Source organism: Bacteroides sp. AF39-16AC (assembly GCF_003602735.1).
Classification (GTDB): Bacteria; Bacteroidota; Bacteroidia; order Bacteroidales; family Bacteroidaceae; genus Bacteroides; species Bacteroides uniformis.
Genome location: NZ_QTLN01000022.1, coordinates 62,720 through 80,341 on the forward strand (window position 1 = coordinate 62,720; position 17,622 = coordinate 80,341).

19 protein-coding genes are annotated in these 17,622 nt (G+C 49.0%); 12 read left to right on the forward strand and 7 right to left on the reverse strand.

Annotated elements, in window-relative coordinates; all coding sequences use genetic code 11:
- The 9 genes from DW039_RS16175 to DW039_RS16215 all read left to right on the forward strand — a co-directional run bounded on the left by DW039_RS16175 (position 1) and on the right by DW039_RS16215 (position 9,264).
- Positions 1 to 735, forward strand: coding sequence for an isoprenyl transferase (locus tag DW039_RS16175; RefSeq protein WP_005834753.1), 735 nt, complete (start codon positions 1 to 3; stop codon positions 733 to 735).
- 52 nt (positions 736 to 787) lie between these two features.
- The gene (gene bamA / locus DW039_RS16180; RefSeq protein ID WP_005825149.1) at positions 788 to 3,427 is read left to right on the forward strand and encodes an outer membrane protein assembly factor BamA; all 2,640 of its coding nucleotides are present in this window, start codon (positions 788 to 790) and stop codon (positions 3,425 to 3,427) included.
- A 41-nt stretch (positions 3,428 to 3,468) separates the two neighbouring features.
- The gene (locus DW039_RS16185; RefSeq protein WP_044468779.1) at positions 3,469 to 3,984 is read left to right on the forward strand and encodes an OmpH family outer membrane protein; all 516 of its coding nucleotides are present in this window, start codon (positions 3,469 to 3,471) and stop codon (positions 3,982 to 3,984) included.
- 128 nt (positions 3,985 to 4,112) lie between these two features.
- The gene (locus DW039_RS16190; protein ID WP_005834750.1) at positions 4,113 to 4,619 is read left to right on the forward strand and encodes an OmpH family outer membrane protein; all 507 of its coding nucleotides are present in this window, start codon (positions 4,113 to 4,115) and stop codon (positions 4,617 to 4,619) included.
- A gap of 109 nt (positions 4,620 to 4,728) precedes the next feature.
- Complete coding sequence (gene murI, locus DW039_RS16195) at positions 4,729 to 5,568, forward strand: glutamate racemase (protein WP_005825152.1); 840 nt, start codon at positions 4,729 to 4,731, stop codon at positions 5,566 to 5,568.
- A 75-nt stretch (positions 5,569 to 5,643) separates the two neighbouring features.
- Positions 5,644 to 5,883: a DUF2007-related protein gene (locus DW039_RS16200; protein WP_005825154.1), complete on the forward strand. Its 240-nt coding sequence runs from the start codon at positions 5,644 to 5,646 to the stop codon at positions 5,881 to 5,883.
- Complete coding sequence (gene proB, locus DW039_RS16205; RefSeq protein WP_035449862.1) at positions 5,873 to 6,952, forward strand: glutamate 5-kinase; 1,080 nt, start codon at positions 5,873 to 5,875, stop codon at positions 6,950 to 6,952. The genes DW039_RS16200 and proB overlap by 11 nt, the downstream gene beginning before the upstream one ends.
- A gap of 66 nt (positions 6,953 to 7,018) precedes the next feature.
- Positions 7,019 to 8,266 carry a glutamate-5-semialdehyde dehydrogenase gene (locus DW039_RS16210; protein WP_005825156.1) on the forward strand — a complete coding sequence of 416 codons (1,248 nt, stop codon included), beginning with the start codon at positions 7,019 to 7,021 and terminating at the stop codon, positions 8,264 to 8,266.
- A 44-nt stretch (positions 8,267 to 8,310) separates the two neighbouring features.
- Positions 8,311 to 9,264 (forward strand): acetylornithine carbamoyltransferase, encoded by a 954-nt coding sequence (locus DW039_RS16215; RefSeq protein WP_005825157.1) that lies wholly within the window; start codon positions 8,311 to 8,313, stop codon positions 9,262 to 9,264.
- Positions 9,265 to 9,404: 140 nt separating this feature from the next.
- On the opposite strand, the gene DW039_RS16220 is transcribed toward DW039_RS16215, so the two are convergent.
- The 7 genes from DW039_RS16220 to rpmH all read right to left on the reverse strand — a co-directional run bounded on the left by DW039_RS16220 (position 9,405) and on the right by rpmH (position 14,727).
- Positions 9,405 to 9,791 carry a rhodanese-like domain-containing protein gene (locus tag DW039_RS16220; protein WP_034529412.1) on the reverse strand — a complete coding sequence of 129 codons (387 nt, stop codon included), beginning with the start codon at positions 9,789 to 9,791 and terminating at the stop codon, positions 9,405 to 9,407.
- Between the two features lie 13 nt (positions 9,792 to 9,804).
- On the reverse strand, positions 9,805 to 10,473 hold the full coding sequence (locus DW039_RS16225; protein ID WP_044467602.1) for a NigD-like C-terminal domain-containing protein: 669 nt from the start codon (positions 10,471 to 10,473) through the stop codon (positions 9,805 to 9,807).
- A 4-nt stretch (positions 10,474 to 10,477) separates the two neighbouring features.
- The gene (locus DW039_RS16230; RefSeq protein WP_044467601.1) at positions 10,478 to 11,635 is read right to left on the reverse strand and encodes a hypothetical protein; all 1,158 of its coding nucleotides are present in this window, start codon (positions 11,633 to 11,635) and stop codon (positions 10,478 to 10,480) included.
- Positions 11,636 to 11,647: 12 nt separating this feature from the next.
- The gene (locus tag DW039_RS16235) at positions 11,648 to 12,628 is read right to left on the reverse strand and encodes a D-alanine--D-alanine ligase (RefSeq protein WP_044467600.1); all 981 of its coding nucleotides are present in this window, start codon (positions 12,626 to 12,628) and stop codon (positions 11,648 to 11,650) included.
- Positions 12,625 to 13,695: an RluA family pseudouridine synthase gene (locus tag DW039_RS16240; protein ID WP_005834741.1), complete on the reverse strand. Its 1,071-nt coding sequence runs from the start codon at positions 13,693 to 13,695 to the stop codon at positions 12,625 to 12,627. Before DW039_RS16240 ends, DW039_RS16235 begins: the two co-directional genes overlap by 4 nt.
- Before the next feature lie 53 nt (positions 13,696 to 13,748).
- Positions 13,749 to 14,396, reverse strand: coding sequence for a PASTA domain-containing protein (locus DW039_RS16245; RefSeq protein WP_005825170.1), 648 nt, complete (start codon positions 14,394 to 14,396; stop codon positions 13,749 to 13,751).
- Positions 14,397 to 14,565: 169 nt separating this feature from the next.
- Complete coding sequence (gene rpmH, locus DW039_RS16250) at positions 14,566 to 14,727, reverse strand: 50S ribosomal protein L34 (protein ID WP_004292199.1); 162 nt, start codon at positions 14,725 to 14,727, stop codon at positions 14,566 to 14,568.
- Positions 14,728 to 14,921: 194 nt separating this feature from the next.
- On the opposite strand from rpmH, the gene efp reads away from it, so the two are divergent.
- The 3 genes from efp to radC all read left to right on the forward strand — a co-directional run bounded on the left by efp (position 14,922) and on the right by radC (position 17,341).
- Entirely contained in the window at positions 14,922 to 15,488 is a 567-nt protein-coding gene (gene efp / locus DW039_RS16255; protein ID WP_005825176.1) for an elongation factor P, read from the forward strand.
- 145 nt (positions 15,489 to 15,633) lie between these two features.
- On the forward strand, positions 15,634 to 16,623 hold the full coding sequence (locus DW039_RS16260; protein WP_009037770.1) for a glycosyltransferase family 2 protein: 990 nt from the start codon (positions 15,634 to 15,636) through the stop codon (positions 16,621 to 16,623).
- 31 nt (positions 16,624 to 16,654) lie between these two features.
- Positions 16,655 to 17,341 carry a DNA repair protein RadC gene (radC, locus tag DW039_RS16265; RefSeq protein ID WP_005825180.1) on the forward strand — a complete coding sequence of 229 codons (687 nt, stop codon included), beginning with the start codon at positions 16,655 to 16,657 and terminating at the stop codon, positions 17,339 to 17,341.
- Positions 17,342 to 17,622 lie beyond the last annotated feature (281 nt).

Here is a 17,622-nt window from a genome sequence, read left to right on the forward strand (position 1 = left end):
ATGTCATATAAGGAAGAAATCGATCTAAACCGGATACCCCAGCACGTGGCGATTATCATGGACGGTAACGGACGGTGGGCCAAGCAGCGTGGACACGAACGCAGCTATGGACATCAGGCCGGCGCAGAGACTGTGCACGTCATTGCAGAGGAAGCCGCTAAATTAGGAGTCAGATACCTTACTTTATATACGTTCTCTACCGAGAACTGGAATCGTCCGTCGGACGAGGTAGCCGCCTTGATGGGATTGCTCTTCGACTCCATAGAGGAAGAGACGTTCATGAAGAACAATATCAGTTTCCGGGTAATAGGAGATATTGAAAAACTGCCTGCCAACGTACAGCAACGGCTCAACACTTGCGTGGCACACACCTCCCACAACACGGGAATGTGCCTGGTACTGGCATTGAGCTACTCTTCCCGCTGGGAAATAACGGAAGCTGCCCGGCAAATAGCCGACCTGGTACAGAAAGGTGAGCTGAAACCCGAACAAATCGACAGTGAGCTCATATCCCGTCATCTGACAACCCACTTCATGCCCGACCCCGACCTGCTGATACGTACCGGAGGAGAGCTCCGCCTTAGTAACTACATGCTCTGGCAATGCGCCTATTCGGAACTTTATTTCTGTGATACCTATTGGCCCGACTTCCGTGAAGAAGAATTACGCAAAGCCATATGTGACTATCAGAAACGCGAACGCAGGTTCGGCAAGACCAGCGAGCAAATCAATTAATCACCGGACACACAAATAGTAAATAGTAAATTGTAAAATAGTAAATAAAAAGATGCACTATCGTATTTTCTCCATACTCGTAACGTTTGTCTGCCTTTTCGGCTGCGCACTGACAACAGCAGCACAGGACGTAAACAACACCGATGAAACCGAAAAGCCGGTTATACTCTATTCGGGAACACCCAAGAAGTATGAAATAGCCGACATTAAGGTCGAAGGAGCCCAGAACTATGAGGATTATGTAATTGTCGGATTGTCCGGACTATCCAAAGGGCAGACTATCACCGTGCCGGGTGACGAGATTACACAAGCTTGTAAGCGCTACTGGCGCCACGGTCTGTTCTCTGACGTGGAAATTACAGCAGACAAGATTGAAGGCGACCAAATTTGGCTGACCATTCATCTGACCATGCGTCCGCGTGTTTCCGACATACGCTACAACGGTGTGAAGAAGTCAGAGCGTGAAGACCTGGAAAGCAGAATCGGCATGATAAAGGGCGGTCAGATTACACCTAATCTGGTGGACCGCGCCAAGACCTTGATAAAGCGCTATTTTGACGACAAGGGCTTCAAGAATGCAGATGTAATCATCACCCAACGTGATGATCCGGAAAAGAAGAATGAAGTGATTGTCAACATCGACATCGACAAGAAGGAGAAAGTGAAAGTACATCAAATCACCATTGTAGGCAACGAGGCCCTCACGACCAAGAAGCTGAAGCGTGTGATGAAGAAAACAAACGAAAAGGGCAAGCTGCTCAATCTGTTCCGCACCAAGAAATTCATTGAGGACAACTACGAAGCGGACAAACAGCTGATTATCGACAAATACAACGAACTGGGTTATCGTGACGCCATCATCGTGACAGACAGTATCAAGCCCTACGATGACCGCACGGTAGACATCTTCATGCAGATTGAGGAAGGACAGAAATACTATCTCCGCAATGTAACCTGGGTAGGTAACACACTGTATCCTTCCGAACAACTGAACTTCCTCCTCCAGATGAAGAAGGGTGATGTCTACAACCAAAAGTTACTTGAAGAGCGTACAATGACCGATGACGATGCCATCGGTAACCTTTATTACAACAACGGTTATCTGTTCTACAGCCTCGAACCGGTGGAAGTAAACATCGTGGGCGACTCCATCGACCTGGAAATGCGTATCTACGAAGGTCGCCAGGCTACCATCAATAAAGTCAGCATCAACGGTAACGACCGTTTGTATGAAAACGTAGTACGCCGTGAACTCCGTACCCGTCCGGGCGAACTCTTCAGCCGTGAAGACCTGATGCGTTCCATGCGTGAAATCCAGCAGATGGGACACTTCGACCCCGAACAAATCCAGCCCGACATCCAGCCGAGACCGGAAGACGGCACGGTAGACATCGGTTATGACCTTGTATCCAAAGCCAACGACCAGGTAGAGTTCTCCGCCGGTTGGGGACAAACGGGTATTATCGGTAAGTTAAGTCTGAAGTTCACCAACTTCTCTCTGTCCAACCTGCTGCATCCGGGTGAGAACTACCGCGGTATCCTCCCGCAAGGCGATGGTCAGACATTGACCATCAGCGGCCAGACCAATGCCAAATACTATCAGTCATACAGCGTTTCATTCTACGACCCGTGGTTTGGCGGTAAACGCCCGAATGCATTCTCCGTATCGGCTTTCTATTCCCGCCAGACCGACATCAGTAGCCGTTATTACAATTCAGCCTACATGAACAGCTATTACAACAGCTATTATAGCGGTATGTATGGCTACGGTATGTACAACTACGGCAATTACAACAACTACGAGAATTATTACGACCCGGACAAATCTATCCAGATGTATGGTCTTGCAGTGATGTTCGGTAAGCGTTTGAAGTGGCCGGATGACTACTTCCAGTTCACAGCCGAGTTGTCTTACCAACGCTATGTTCTGAGTGACTGGCAGTACTTCCCGGTTACCAACGGTAAGTGTAATAACCTCAGCCTCAACCTGACCTTGTCCCGTAGCTCTATCGACAACCCGATTTATCCGCGCCAAGGTTCCGAGTTCTCGTTGTCTGCACAAATCACACCGCCTTTCTCTCTGTTCGACGGTACCGATTACAGCAAGTACAGCACCAGCAGCCAGGAAGACATGAACAAGATGCACAAGTGGATTGAATACCACAAGTGGAAATTCAAATCCAAAGTCTACATCCCGTTGATGGACCCGATTACCGTCAAACGTACTCCGGTGCTGATGGGACGTGTAGAATTCGGTTTGCTGGGACACTACAACAAATACAAAAAGTCTCCGTTCGAAACGTTTGACGTGGGTGGTGACGGTATGACCGGCTACTCCAGCTATGCTACAGAAAGTATCGCCCTCCGTGGTTATGAGAACAGCTCATTGACTCCATACGGTTCTGAAGGTTATGCCTATACACGTCTCGGACTGGAATTAAGATATCCTTTGATGCTCGAAACAAGTACCAGTATTTATGCGTTAACGTTTGTGGAAGCCGGTAATGCATGGCATGATGTCAATAAGTTCAACCCGTTCGAATTGAAACGTTCAGCCGGTGTCGGTGTCCGCATCTTCCTCCCGATGATTGGTATGATGGGTATCGACTGGGCTTACGGTTTCGACAAAATAATGGGTTCCTCGCAATATGGCGGCAGCCAGTTCCACTTCATCCTGGGACAGGAATTCTAAGCAATGGACAATTGATAATTGACAATTAATGCAGTATCGTTATGAAGAAGAGTTTATTGATCCTTTTTACGCTGTTTGCAGTAAGTATAACAGCCAATGCACAGAAGTTCGCCTTGATTGACATGGAATATATCCTGGAAAATATTCCTGCCTACGAACGTGCCAATGAACAACTGGAGCAAGCCTCCAGACAATGGCAGAGTGAAGTCGAAAAGATTTCCGAAGAAGCCAAGACTCTGTACAAGAACTATCAGTCTCAGATTGCTTCCCTTTCTGAAACACAGAGAGGTAAAAAGGAAGAAGAGATTGTCGCTAAAGAGAAATCAGCAGCCGAACTGCGCCGCAAATACTTCGGTCCGGAAGGCGAACTGTATAAAAAACGTGAAAGTCTGATGCAACCCATTCAAGATGAAATATACAATGCTGTAAAGGAAATTGCGACACAGAACGGATATGCGGTAGTTGTAGACCGTGCTTCCGCATCAAGTATCATTTTTGCCTCGCCGAGTATTGACGTCAGCAATGAAGTACTTGCAAAACTGGGATATTCAAATTAATTTCATACATTTGTTTCAGAATATAGACTGCATTCTGGATTAAAAATAAGCGAGCTTATTTTGTATTGCGTTCAGTTTGCGCTATATTTGTCCCCGACGAATAATCATTCAAATAAATAATAAACATTATGCTTAAAAAAATCGCACTACTCGTAGTTATGTTCGCCCTCCCGCTGGGAGCTATGGCGCAAGCTAAATTCGCTCACATGAATTCTCAAGATGTAATCGCTGTTATGCCTGAATTTACCAAAGCCCAAGCTGACTTGGACGCCATGTCTAAAAAATACCAGGATGAAATGCAGCGTACCAACGAAGAATTCCAAAAGAAGTACCAAGAATTCCTGGCACAAGCCGACTCTCTGCCGAAAAACATTGCAGAAAGACGTCAGAAAGAGTTGCAGGATATGGCTCAACGTCAAGAACAGTTCCAACAAGAAGCTTATCAAAGTATGCAGAAAGCACAGCAAGATGCTATGGCTCCCATCTATAAGAAACTGGACGAAGCCATCCAAGCTGTCGGCAAAACTGAAGGTGTTGTCTACATTTTCGACTTGGCCCGTACCCCGATACCTTTCGTAGGAGCACAGAGCGTTGATGTAACTGCCAAAGTTAAAACACAATTGGGCATTAAATAATAGAATTATTTATGATAAAGCAAGCGCGGATAGTTTTATCCGCGCTTATTTTTTATACATTACTGAGAAATTTGAATTATCTTTGCATGGTACATAGTCTTTAGAAAGCATGAAACAGACATTACCTTCTGCAGCCGGTCCCATCGGAATATTCGATTCCGGATATGGCGGACTGACCATCCTAAGCAAGATACGGGAAGCTCTTCCCCAATATGACTACATTTACCTGGGCGACAACGCACGTGCGCCTTACGGGACCCGCTCGTTCGAGATTGTCTATGAATTCACTTTACAGGCAGTCACCAAACTGTTCGAGATGGGTTGTCACCTCGTCATTCTGGCATGCAATACAGCTTCGGCAAAAGCTCTGCGCAACATACAAATGAATGATTTGCCTCGCCTCGACCCTATGCGCCGTGTGTTGGGAGTAATCCGCCCAACCGTAGAATGCATAGGGAACATTACCCAAAGCCGCCATGTGGGAGTGCTTGCCACGGCAGGAACCATCAAGTCTGAATCCTATCCGCTGGAAGTGCATAAACTCTTCCCCGACATCAAAGTGAGCGGTGAAGCCTGCCCTCTATGGGTATCCCTCGTAGAAAACAATGAGGCACAAGGTGAGGGTACTGACTACTTCATACGCAAAAACATCGGCAACCTGCTGGCCAAAGACACGCAGATAGACACCGTCATTCTGGGCTGCACGCACTTCCCGTTGCTGCTGCCTAAGATACAACAATACATGCCCGACGGCATCACTACCGTCACCCAAGGGGAACTGGTGGCAGACAGTCTGAAAGACTATCTTCACCGTCATCCGGAAATGGACAAAAAATGTACCAAAGGTGGAAGATGCGTCTACCGCACCACGGAATCGGAGGAGAAATTCACAGAATCGGCTTCTACTTTCCTGAATGAATCGATAAGAGTTGAGAGGATTGAACTATAAATTCGTCAGCATTAAACATTAAAACAAAAACATTTGTTATATTTGTAAGACAGAAACCTCTAAATTCATACCATCATGAAAGAAGAAGACAAAAGCAAACTCGTTGAGGTGTTCACCGGTTCACCGTGGGAAGCAGAACTCGTAAAGAGCCTGCTGGGAAATAGTGATATTGAAGCTGTAACAAAAGACGGAATGGTAGTAAACGTTGTACTGCCTGCCACTGCGGTAGATGTTTCCGTTCTCGTCAATGAGAAGGACTACGAAGCCGCCATGGAAGTAGTCCGTGAATACGAAAAGAGAGAAAATGGAGATTGATTTCAATAGAATTGCTGTCAAGGTAGGCAGCAATGTTTTAACACGTCGTGACGGCACTCTCGACGTCACCCGCATGTCCGCTTTGGTGGACCAGATAGCCGAGCTGCACAAGGCCGGCATAGAAATAATACTTGTTTCTTCCGGAGCCGTTGCTTCGGGACGTAGTGAAGTGCGCCCCACCAAGAAGTTGGACAGCGTAGACCAGCGCCAGCTCTTTTCCGCTGTAGGGCAGGCCAAACTCATCAACCGCTACTACGAGCTGTTCCGGGAGCATGGCATCCCCGTGGGACAAGTGCTCACAATGAAAGAGAACTTTTCCACCCGCCGCCATTACCTCAACCAGAAAAACTGTATGACCGTAATGCTGGAGAACGGCGTCATTCCTATTGTCAATGAGAACGACACCATCTCCGTGAGCGAACTGATGTTCACCGACAACGATGAGCTGTCCGGCCTGATAGCCTCCATGATGGATGCCCAGGCACTAATCATTCTCAGCAATATAGACGGTATCTACAACGGTTCACCCGCCGACCCGGAGTCTCAAGTCATCCGTGAAATAGAACAAGGCAAAGACCTCTCCTCCTACATACAAACTTCCAAGTCCAGCTTCGGACGCGGCGGCATGCTGACAAAAACCAACATTGCCCGCAAAGTGGCGGATGAGGGCATCACAGTAATCATAGCCAACGGGAAGCGGGACAACATCCTTGTGAAAATAATGAATAATGAAGAATTAAACTATACCCGTTTCATTCCGTCTCCGGAACCGGTATCGAGCATCAAGAAATGGATTGCGCACAGCGAAGGGTTTGCCAAAGGCGAACTGCACATCAATCATTGTGCCACCGAACTGCTCTTCTCGGACAAAGCAGTAAGCATCCTACCGGTAGGCATCACTGACGTTATAGGCGAGTTCGAGAAGGACGACATCGTACGGATTATCGACTTCGGCGGTAAACCCATCGGTGTGGGAAAAGCCAACTGTGACTCCAGCCAGGCACGGGAAACAATGGGAAAACATGGAAAGAAACCCGTAGTGCACTACGACTACCTATATATAGAATAGGCCACAGACGGATACTATCCACGATATTCATACTTGCATATTTATCACTCTATACTCAGTAAGAAAATGAACTTAAACAAAACTTTTGTCGCCGTACAAGATGCCAGCCGTAACATGCTAGCGTTGAGCGACAAAGAAATCAACCAAATATTACTGGCTGTTGCAGACGCTGCCATAAACAAAACAGACTTCATTCTGAGTGAAAACCAGAAGGATTTGGAGCGTATGCCTTCTACCGACCCTAAATACGACCGCCTAAAACTGACAAAAAGCCGTTTGCAGGACATCGCTGCGGACATCCGCAACGTAGCCGCCCTCCCTTCTCCTTTGGGAAAAGTCCTTAAAGAGAACGTATTACCCAACGGATTGAAGATAAAAAGGGTCAGTGTACCTTTCGGTGTCATAGGCATTATCTACGAAGCCCGTCCCAACGTCAGTTTCGATGTATTCTCACTCTGCCTTAAAAGCGGCAATGCCTGTATTCTGAAAGGCGGAAGCGATGCAGACTATTCCAACCGTGCCATAATCAGCGTGATACACGAGGTACTGGAGCATTTCAACGTAGATACACATATCGTGGAACTGCTTCCTGCCGACAGAGAGGCGACTGCCGAACTACTGCATGCCAACGATTATGTAGATTTGATAATTCCGCGCGGCAGCAGCAGCCTGATAAACTTCGTACGCCAGAATGCCACAGTACCGGTTATAGAGACAGGTGCCGGCGTATGCCATACGTTCTTCGACCGCTATGGCGATATAAGCATAGGTCCATCTATCATTGCCAATGCAAAGACACGCCGGGTCAGTGTATGCAACGCTTTGGATTGCCTGATTATCGAAGCCGACAGCCTGGCTAATTTGCCCGACCTATGCCTGCCGCTGCAATCAAGCAATGTAGAGATATTTGCCGATGAACCCGCCTACCACAGTCTGCGTGACAAATATCCCGTCGAGCTGTTGAGACTTGCCACTGAAGACTGCTACGGCAGAGAGTTCCTGGACTACAAGATGGCCATTAAAACCGTGAATTCTTTCCAGGAAGCATTGGCACATATCCGGAAGTACGGTTCCAAACATAGCGAATGCATCATTACGGACGACAAGACACGTGCCGAATGGTTCTGTCGGGAAGTGGACGCTGCTTGTGTATACGTCAATGCGCCGACCTCTTTCACCGACGGCGCACAATTCGGGCTCGGTGCCGAGATCGGCATCAGCACACAGAAGCTGCACGCCCGCGGTCCGATGGCTCTGGAAGAAATCACCACATACAAATGGATTGTCGAAGGTTCCGGACAGACCAGACCTTGACAGCCGAATAACAAAGATATAGATACACTAAAAAGACTGTAAATATGAAGAACTTTACTTGCGTGCAGGACATCGGTAACCTGAAGTCTGCACTGGACGAAGCATTCGAGATTAAAAAAGACCGTTTCAAATATGTGGAACTGGGACGTAACAAAACGCTGATGATGATTTTCTTCAACTCCAGCCTGCGTACCCGCCTCAGTACACAGAAGGCTGCATTGAATCTGGGCATGAACGTAATTGTACTGGACATCAACCAGGGAGCCTGGAAACTGGAGACAGAGCGTGGTGTCATCATGGACGGTGACAAACCGGAACACTTACTGGAAGCCATTCCCGTGATGGGCTGCTATTGCGACGTCATCGGCGTACGTTCTTTTGCACGCTTCGAAAATAAGGAAGACGATTACAACGAAGTGATACTGGAGCAGTTCATCAAGCATTCCGGCCGGCCGGTATTCTCCATGGAGGCTGCCACACGCCATCCGCTGCAGAGTTTTGCCGACCTGATAACCATTGAGGAATATAAGAAGACGGCACGCCCCAAAGTAGTGATGACATGGGCTCCACATCCGCGTCCATTGCCCCAGGCTGTCCCCAACTCCTTTGCCGAATGGATGAATGCAACTGATTATGACTTTGTGATTACACATCCCGAAGGTTATGAACTCGACCCCAAGTTCGTAGGAAATGCCCGCGTAGAATATGACCAGATGAAAGCTTTTGAAGGAGCCGATTTTGTCTATGCCAAGAACTGGGCGGCCTATACAGGCGACAACTACGGACAAATATTGAGCAAAGACCGCACCTGGACAGTAGGCGAGCGCCAGATGGCCGTTACCAACAATGCCTACTTCATGCACTGCCTGCCGGTTCGACGCAACATGATTGTGACGGATGATGTGATAGAAAGCCCGCAGTCCATCGTAATCCCCGAAGCGGCCAACCGGGAGATTTCAGCAACAGTGGTGCTGAAGAGACTGCTTGAAAGCCTCTAACCAGAGGACAAGACTACTTTATTCTTTTTAGGCGCGGATTACGCGGAAAACGCGGATTCTTTTCTCAAATTTTTCCGTGAAATCCGCGTAATCCGCGCCTAAAAAGAAATTATAACAAATGCATTTCAGCTGCACCGCTATTACTTTTCCACTTCCTTGCCCGCTTCTTCCCAACCGATGAAACCTTTGTCAAGGTCATAGATTATATATCCTTTTTTGCTCAGTATGGCAGCGGCCTTTTTACTACGCTTACCACTACGACAATATACTGCAACCGGTTTGTCCTTCTGCAGAGTGGAGTCGGCCATCGTTTCAAACGACTCATCCAATACATTGATATTGATACTGTGGGGCACGTGTCCTTCCGAGTATTCGGCAACAGTACGCACATCCAGAAGCTGCACCTCCGGATTGGCTATCAATGTGGAAAAGTCATCTACCGAAACAGACTTGAACTGTCCCTCCTTCTGCTGGCAGGAAAAGAGGGTGGTAAAAACGAGGCAAAAGCCCGCGAACAATGTCTTCATCGAATATTTCATTTTAGTCAGGGTTATAAACAAAATCGTAAGTCTTGATGTCACCGGAATAAGTGTGCACACTGAAATGAACCATAACCTTCTGTATACCCTCTGCCGCATACTGCCGCAAAGGTACGGAAGCGTAGGCACGCCTGGTATAAGACACCACCTCCTCCTTTGCGTCATGATACAGCGTCAGATATACTTCACTACACCCGGTAGCAGTATCCACAATCACTTCATCCTCAATAAAATGGAACTTATGTTCACCATTCTCCTTGACTATCAGTGTCATATTGAGATAGTCGAGTCCCATCCAGATACCCAGTACATCAGTAGGGTCTGTCCTGACGCCCTCCTCGAACTTGTCGGCCGTTTGGGGAGCGACAGAAAGAACACCGCTCAAGGCATACAGCACCGCACCGGCAGTTCCATCGGCAGTTACCTCCGAAGCATAATTACTGATGACACGTACCGAGGCGTTTGCCTCTATGTTCGTCTTTGTCTTGTCCTCCACTACCGGCAAGGTTTCCCCTTCATCCGTCACAACAGACTGCAGATAGCCGTCAGCCCCCGAAAAGGCAGTCAGGAACTCCAGCTTCACGGAAGGATAATGATAATCATCATCGCCACAACCAGTCAACAGACAGGCCAACAAAGGCAAAAGCCACCAATCACAGTACTTCTTCATGTATTCATTCTTTTATAGCCGCCAGATAATTCTTCAACGGGTTGGCATACATCAGCAGCATTTTTCCGCGCAGGAAGTCCACGTCCTTATTAGGAATGGAGATACGCTCCAACTGTTGTTCTATATAGGCCGTGAAGCGCTGCTTATCCCCGGCAGTGTAATGGCCGGAAAAATCCTCCTTCCCCTCGAGAAGGTCGTGCGCCACATAATTATTGGGATACATCCGGTAGCTGGCATGAATGCGTTTGTCTATCAGTGCAGACATGCGTGCAAAGAGTTCGGGCTTCGGAAGCGAGCGGTCTATCTTCGCCAATTCATCATTCATGCAGGCACCCGTCTGGAAATGTACCCGCCCTTTATAGCCGAACAGTCCGGTCTGCATATTCAGCAAGTCGTCAGCCGTCGTTTTCTTATAGCCTTCAATGTCCCGTTTCAGTTGGAACTCCTGCGCTTTCAGGAAGTCGCAAGGGTCGTATTCATAGGAAATGGCAAGCGGAGCTATGTTCATTTCCATTAAGCGGTCAATGACGTCGCCTTCACCGCCTATTGCCAGCATCTTCAGCACACTGTCCTGCGTGCGGTCGTTGGAGTCCTTGGCACGCCCTTCACGTTGTGCAATCCAGATAGACTGTTTCTTCTCACTGATGGTATAATGCATATAGCGGGACATGCGTGCGGAAGCCTCCAGCATCTGGCGCATGGTCAACGCACGCAGCACGATGAAGGACTTGTTGACACGCACGAATTTCTTAATCCACGGATAGACAAGCAGGTTGTCGCCAATGGCTATCTCTACCGTATCCATACCCTGGTCTACCAAAAGAATGGACAAGAAACCGGAATCGAGAATAATGTCGCGATGATTGGAGATATAGGTATACGCCGCCGACTTGTCTGCCGGCAACGCGGTATGGTCCAAAGTCAATCCATCCGTAGCCTCCTTCGCCAATTTCCACAGAAGCCCATAGCAGAAGGTCTTCTGAAATTCCAGCTTGGTTTTACACGCGCGCATTTTCTGCGACCAGACTTCAAAAGGTACACCAGGCATCACAGTATCCACTGCCTGCCGGAACGCCGCATCGGCAATCAGTTCCTCATAGACTTGAGGAAGTTCCTCATCATGATAAGGACGGATTTCATCAAATTCCACGTTCGCATTCATAATGAATAATGATTAATCCTTAAACTTGTTTTCTATAATATCTGTCATTACATCCTTCATCTCCATTCCGGCAGCACGAACCTGCTGGGGAATAAAGCTGGTGGCAGTCATTCCGGGGGTGGTATTCACCTCCAGCAGATTGATTTTTTCCCCTTCGGTAATGATATAGTCCACACGGATAATGCCGTAAGCCCCGAGTATATCATAAATGGCAGAAGTCAGCGTCTGCACCCGGCGGGTCAAATCGTCCGAGATGCGGGCGGGAGTAATCTCGTCAGACGCACCATTATACTTAGCTTCATAATCGAAGTACTCGTTGTGGCTCACCACCTCCGTAATGGGGAACACTACGGACTTGTCTTTTGTTTTGTAACAGCCGCAGGTAATCTCGGTTCCGTCCATAAAGGCCTCCACCAGTACTTCCTGCGCTTCCGCAAATGCCTTGGTTATGGCAGGCTGTATTTGCTCTTTCGCCGTCACCTTGGTCACGCCGAAGCTGGAACCTCCCAAGCTGGGCTTAATGAAGCAAGGCAGACCGATTTTCTCCATCACATCTTCATCCGTCACCGACTGTCCGCCGCGCAGCAACAACGATTCGGCAATGCGCACACCGAAACCTTTCAGATACTGGTTGCAGGCAAACTTATCGTACGTGAGCGACGCTGCCAGTACTCCGCAACACGAATAAGGGATGTGGAGCATATCAAAATAGCCCTGCAGACGGCCGTCCTCACCCGGAGTTCCGTGGATGGTGATATAGGCAAAGTCGAATGTCACTTTCTCGCCATCCAGCACGAAGCTGAAGTCATTGCGGTCTACCGGAGCCTTAGCGCCGTCGGGCAGCTGTACATGCCAGTCCAGTCCGTGCATTTCTACAATATATAAGGTATACTTCTCCTTGTCGATGAAGGAGTAAATCCCCTGTGCACTACGCAGGGAGACGTGGAATTCGGAGGTATCTCCTCCGGCTACAATAGCAATCGTGCGTTTCATTCTAATTCTCTGTTACTGATATAGCCTCTCCATTTGTCTATCAGCCGGGTCATGTCATCGGGCAATTCCGAAGTGAAGTACATTTCTTCTCCGGTGACGGGATGCACAAACCCCAGCGTCATGGCATGCAATGCCTGCCGCGGACAAGTGTCGAAGCAGTTGTTTACAAATTGTTTGTATTTAGCGAAGTGGGTTCCTTTCAGGATTTCGTGTCCACCGTAACGTTCGTCGTTGAAAAGTATGTGTCCGATGTGCTTCATGTGCACACGGATTTGATGGGTGCGTCCCGTTTCAAGGATACATTCCACCAGTGTGACGTATCCCAAACGTTCGAGCACCCGGTAATGGGTGACGGCATGCTTTCCCTGGTCGTCGGGGAGGACGGTCATCTGCATGCGGTCTCTGGGATTACGACCGATATTGCCGACAACGGTCCCTTCATCCTGCTCCACATTTCCCCAGACCAGCGCCCGGTAACGGCGTTTTGTCGTCTTGTTGAAGAACTGGTTGCCGAGATTCGTCTTGGCATCCGGAGTCTTGGCTATCACCAGCAGGCCGGAGGTGTCCTTGTCGATGCGGTGCACCAGTCCCACATGCGGGTCATTGGCATCATAATCGGGATTATCCTTCATATGCCAGGCTATGGCGTTGACAAGCGTACCGTGATAGTTGCCATGACCGGGGTGCACCACCAGACCGGCAGGTTTGTTCACTACCATCAGATACTTGTCCTCATATACTATATCAAGGGGGATGTCTTCGGGGATGACTTCATTCTCATAGCGTGGACGGTCCATCATCACAGTGATTACATCCATCGGCTTCACCTTATAGCTGCTTTTCACAGCCTTGCCGTTCGCCATCACGAAGCCTGCATCGGCAGCCTTCTGGATGCGATTACGCGAGGAGTTCGTCAAGCGGTCGAACAGATACTTGTCCACCCGCATCATCTCCTGCCCCTTGTCCACCACCACACGGAAGTGTTCATAGAGTTGCGCCTCGTCACCCACCGGCTCTACGTCGTCCAGCTCATCATTATCTATATCATCCGGCAATTCTTCTATCATCACGGCATTTACAATTTGACTATTTACAATTTACGATTGGAGTCAGATGTTTATCAGAACCAGGACTCATCTGCCGCGGAGTCTTCGGACAACACGGGTTCAACGGTACCTCCCACGGCATCCACTCCCAGGGAGTCTGCCTTCAAGGCGCCTCCATCTCCCACCATCAGCGTCAGCACTGCGCCGGTGGGCACTTTCTCGCCGATGGAAAGCTGACGGCCCTTATACTTCACGCCATACACCCAGTCCTTCTCACCCGGAATATACTGTATCTCGGCCAGCTTGAAGCCCGAAGCCAGAATACGCGCTTCCGCCTGCCGCAGCGAACTGTTGTCCGCCACATCGGGTACTATGTGCAGAGGGACTTCAATCGTATTGATTGTAAGATAGATGGTACGTCCTTCCTTTACCTTTTGTCCGGCTGCCGGATTATATTCGAGGATGCAGCCGGCAGGAAGAGTCTTGACATAACTGGAATCCGAAACGATGCAGACCAAGCCGCGGTTACGGAACATTTTCTCGGCTTCCTCCACTCCCATGCCCTTCACATCGGGCACTATCACAGCCTCGCCGTGGCGGGTATATATATCCAGTCCTTTCAGCACTCCGAACAGCAATCCCACTACCACAACGGCCATCGCAAGTATGTTCGCCCAGAAGAACCGGTTCTGCCGGAAAGAGAAAAAATCTTTTATTGTCATAATCGATAATGCATTATTTGGGACAAAGATACAATTTTCACCACATAGTACACGGAGTTGGCAATAGTTTTTTCCGGAGAAGCGGGCACAATACATAAGAAAAGCTGCAAAAGACCAGAATCAGTCTTTTGCAGCTCCCTTATTTCTTTAATACGAACGAGAACGACTATTATGCCTTTACTCCGTTGTATTCGTCAGAAACAGTCAGTTTCTTTCTGCCTTTAGCACGACGTGCTGCCAATACTCTGCGGCCGTTTGCTGTAGCCATTCTCTCACGGAAACCGTGTTTGTTCTTTCTCTTTCTGTTCGAGGGTTGAAATGTTCTTTTCATTACTGTATCTTGTTTTATGTTATTATTCTCACGAATTCGGGCTGCAAAAATAGATACTTTTTTCAAATAAACCAAGAGATAACTCATTTTCTCTCAAAAGTTTTTGTGTTTTTTACCGATTTCCATTACTTTTGCACTCGCAAACCAGCACTAACGAAGTAAATACCAATATAATAATATTAAAGACTATAAGTATGATTAATGCCCAAGACATTAAAATCGGAACTTGCATCCGTATGGACGGCAAGCTGTATTTCTGTATCGACTTCCTGCATGTAAAGCCGGGAAAAGGTAATACTTTCATGCGCACCAAGCTGAAAGACGTGGTGAACGGTTACGTTCTGGAACGCCGTTTCAACATCGGTGAGAAACTGGAAGACGTACGTGTAGAACGTCGTCCCCACCAATACCTCTATCATGACGGTGACAACTACCAATTCATGAACCAGGAGACTTTTGACCAAATTCCCATCGCCCACGACCTCATCAACGGTGTTGACTTCCTGCTCGAAGGAATGATAGTAGACGTGGTATCAGACGCTTCTACAGAAACCGTACTCTATGCTGATGTGCCCATCAAGGTTCAGCAGAAGATTACCTATACGGAGCCGGGACTGAAAGGCGACACAGCCACCAACACGCTGAAGCCCGCCACAGTAGAATCCGGCGCCACAGTCCGCGTCCCCTTGTTCATCAACGAAGGCGAGACTATCGAAATCGATACGCGCGACGGTTCTTACGTAAGCCGCGTAAAAGCATAAGCCCTTTTGGAAATCAGGCAAATGCCCTTTTCATATCATCCCCGGTGCTCCACTTGGCATCCGGGGATTTTTCTTTCCATTTATTCATCTGCAAAGCTTAAATGATATATCTTTGCGGAGATAACCAAAACATAGAGCCATACCCATGAGATACTCCGTCATCATCCCCGTATACAACCGCCCCGATGAGGTAGACGAACTGCTGCAAAGCCTGACGCGGCAAAGTTTCAAGGATTTTGAAGTGATTGTGGTGGAGGACGGCTCCTCCATCCCCTGCAAGCCGGTCACAGAGAAGTATCAGGAACTATTGGACGTGCATTACTATGACAAGCCCAACTCCGGCCCCGGGCAGACCCGTAACTACGGGGCGGAACGAAGCAAGGGCGAATACCTGATAATACTGGACTCGGACTGCATCCTGCCCGAAGGTTATTTCCTTGCTGTGGAAGAAGAGCTGCAGCACGAAGCCGCCGATGCCTTCGGAGGCCCCGACCGCGCGCACGAATCATTCACAGACATACAGAAAGCCATCAACTACTCCATGACCTCCTTCTTCACCACCGGCGGTATCCGTGGGGGGAAGAAGAAGATGGACAAGTTCTATCCGCGCAGCTTCAACATGGGTGTGCGGCGGGAAGTGTACCAAGCCCTGGGCGGATTCTCGCGGATGCGCTTCGGGGAGGACATCGACTTCAGCATCCGAATCTTCAAGGGAGGATATACATGCCGGCTGTTCCCCGGTGCCTGGGTATACCATAAGCGCCGGACAGACTTCCGGAAGTTCTTCAAGCAGGTACACAATTCCGGGATTGCCCGCATCAATCTGTACAAGAAGTATCCGGAATCACTGAAGCTCGTCCACCTGCTGCCGGCCGCATTTACCCTGGGAGTGGCCATATTCCTGCTGGGAACGCCCTTCTGCCCGTACAGCCTGCTGCCCATCGCTCTTTATGCGCTTCTGGTATGCATGGACTCCACTATCCGGAACCGTAGCCTCAGCATCGGGCTCTACTCCGTCGCCGCCTCCTTCATCCAGCTCATCGGATACGGGACGGGGTTCCTGCGCGCCTGGTGGAACCGCTGCATACTTGGCAAGGACGAGTTCGAGGCGTTCAAAAAGAACTTTTACAAATAAGGAGGATTAGGGGTTAAGGATTAGGGATGATATGGAGAAACTGAATATCAACCAGTGGGCTGCAGAGGACCGCCCGCGGGAAAAGATGATGCAGAAAGGGGCGGAAGCCTTGAGCGATGCCGAACTGCTAGCCATCCTCATCGGCTCCGGCAATACGGAAGAAACCGCCGTGACACTGATGCAGCGCATACTCGCCGCCTGCGGCAACGACCTCAACCGCCTGGGCAAATGGGAGGTGCGGGACTTCTCCCGATTCAAAGGCATGGGCCCCGCCAAAAGCATCACCGTCATGGCATCCCTGGAACTGGGCAAACGCCGCAAGCTGCAGGAACGCTCCGGACGTACCGCCATCCGCTCTTCCGCCGACATCTACGAGCTGTTCCATCCCCTGCTCTGCGACCTTGCCACAGAAGAATTCTGGGTACTGCTTATGAACCACGCCGCCAAAGTGATAGACAAGGTACGCATCAGCCGCGGCGGCATCGACCAGACCACCGCCGACGTACGCAGCATCCTGCGCGAAGCCCTGCTGCAACGCGCCACACAGATAGCCCTTATCCACAACCATCCCTCCGGCAACCCGCACCCCAGCAACGACGACCAGCGGCTGACGGAACTCGTGAGGAAAGCCGCCCAAACCATGAACATACACCTGACCGACCACGTCATCGTCACGGACGGAAGCCATTACAGCTTCAACGACGAAGGATTGCTATAAATAATCCAAGTTACGGACATACTATACGAAAGACAAAAGCGGTCATAACACTAACTATCAGCACATTGTATTTACCTGCTATTTACCAGCTAATGTAAAAGCCGTTACCGCGGTATGTAAAAGCCGTTACCTTATATTGTAACGCCCTTTACCCCATATTGTAAAGACCTTTACCGCCTATTGTAAAAGGAGTTTCCCTAGGGGTAAAGGGAGTTCCCCCAGAGGGTGATGTCTTTTCCTGATTTAGCTAGACGCTTTTTCTTTTTATAACCGATATCAGT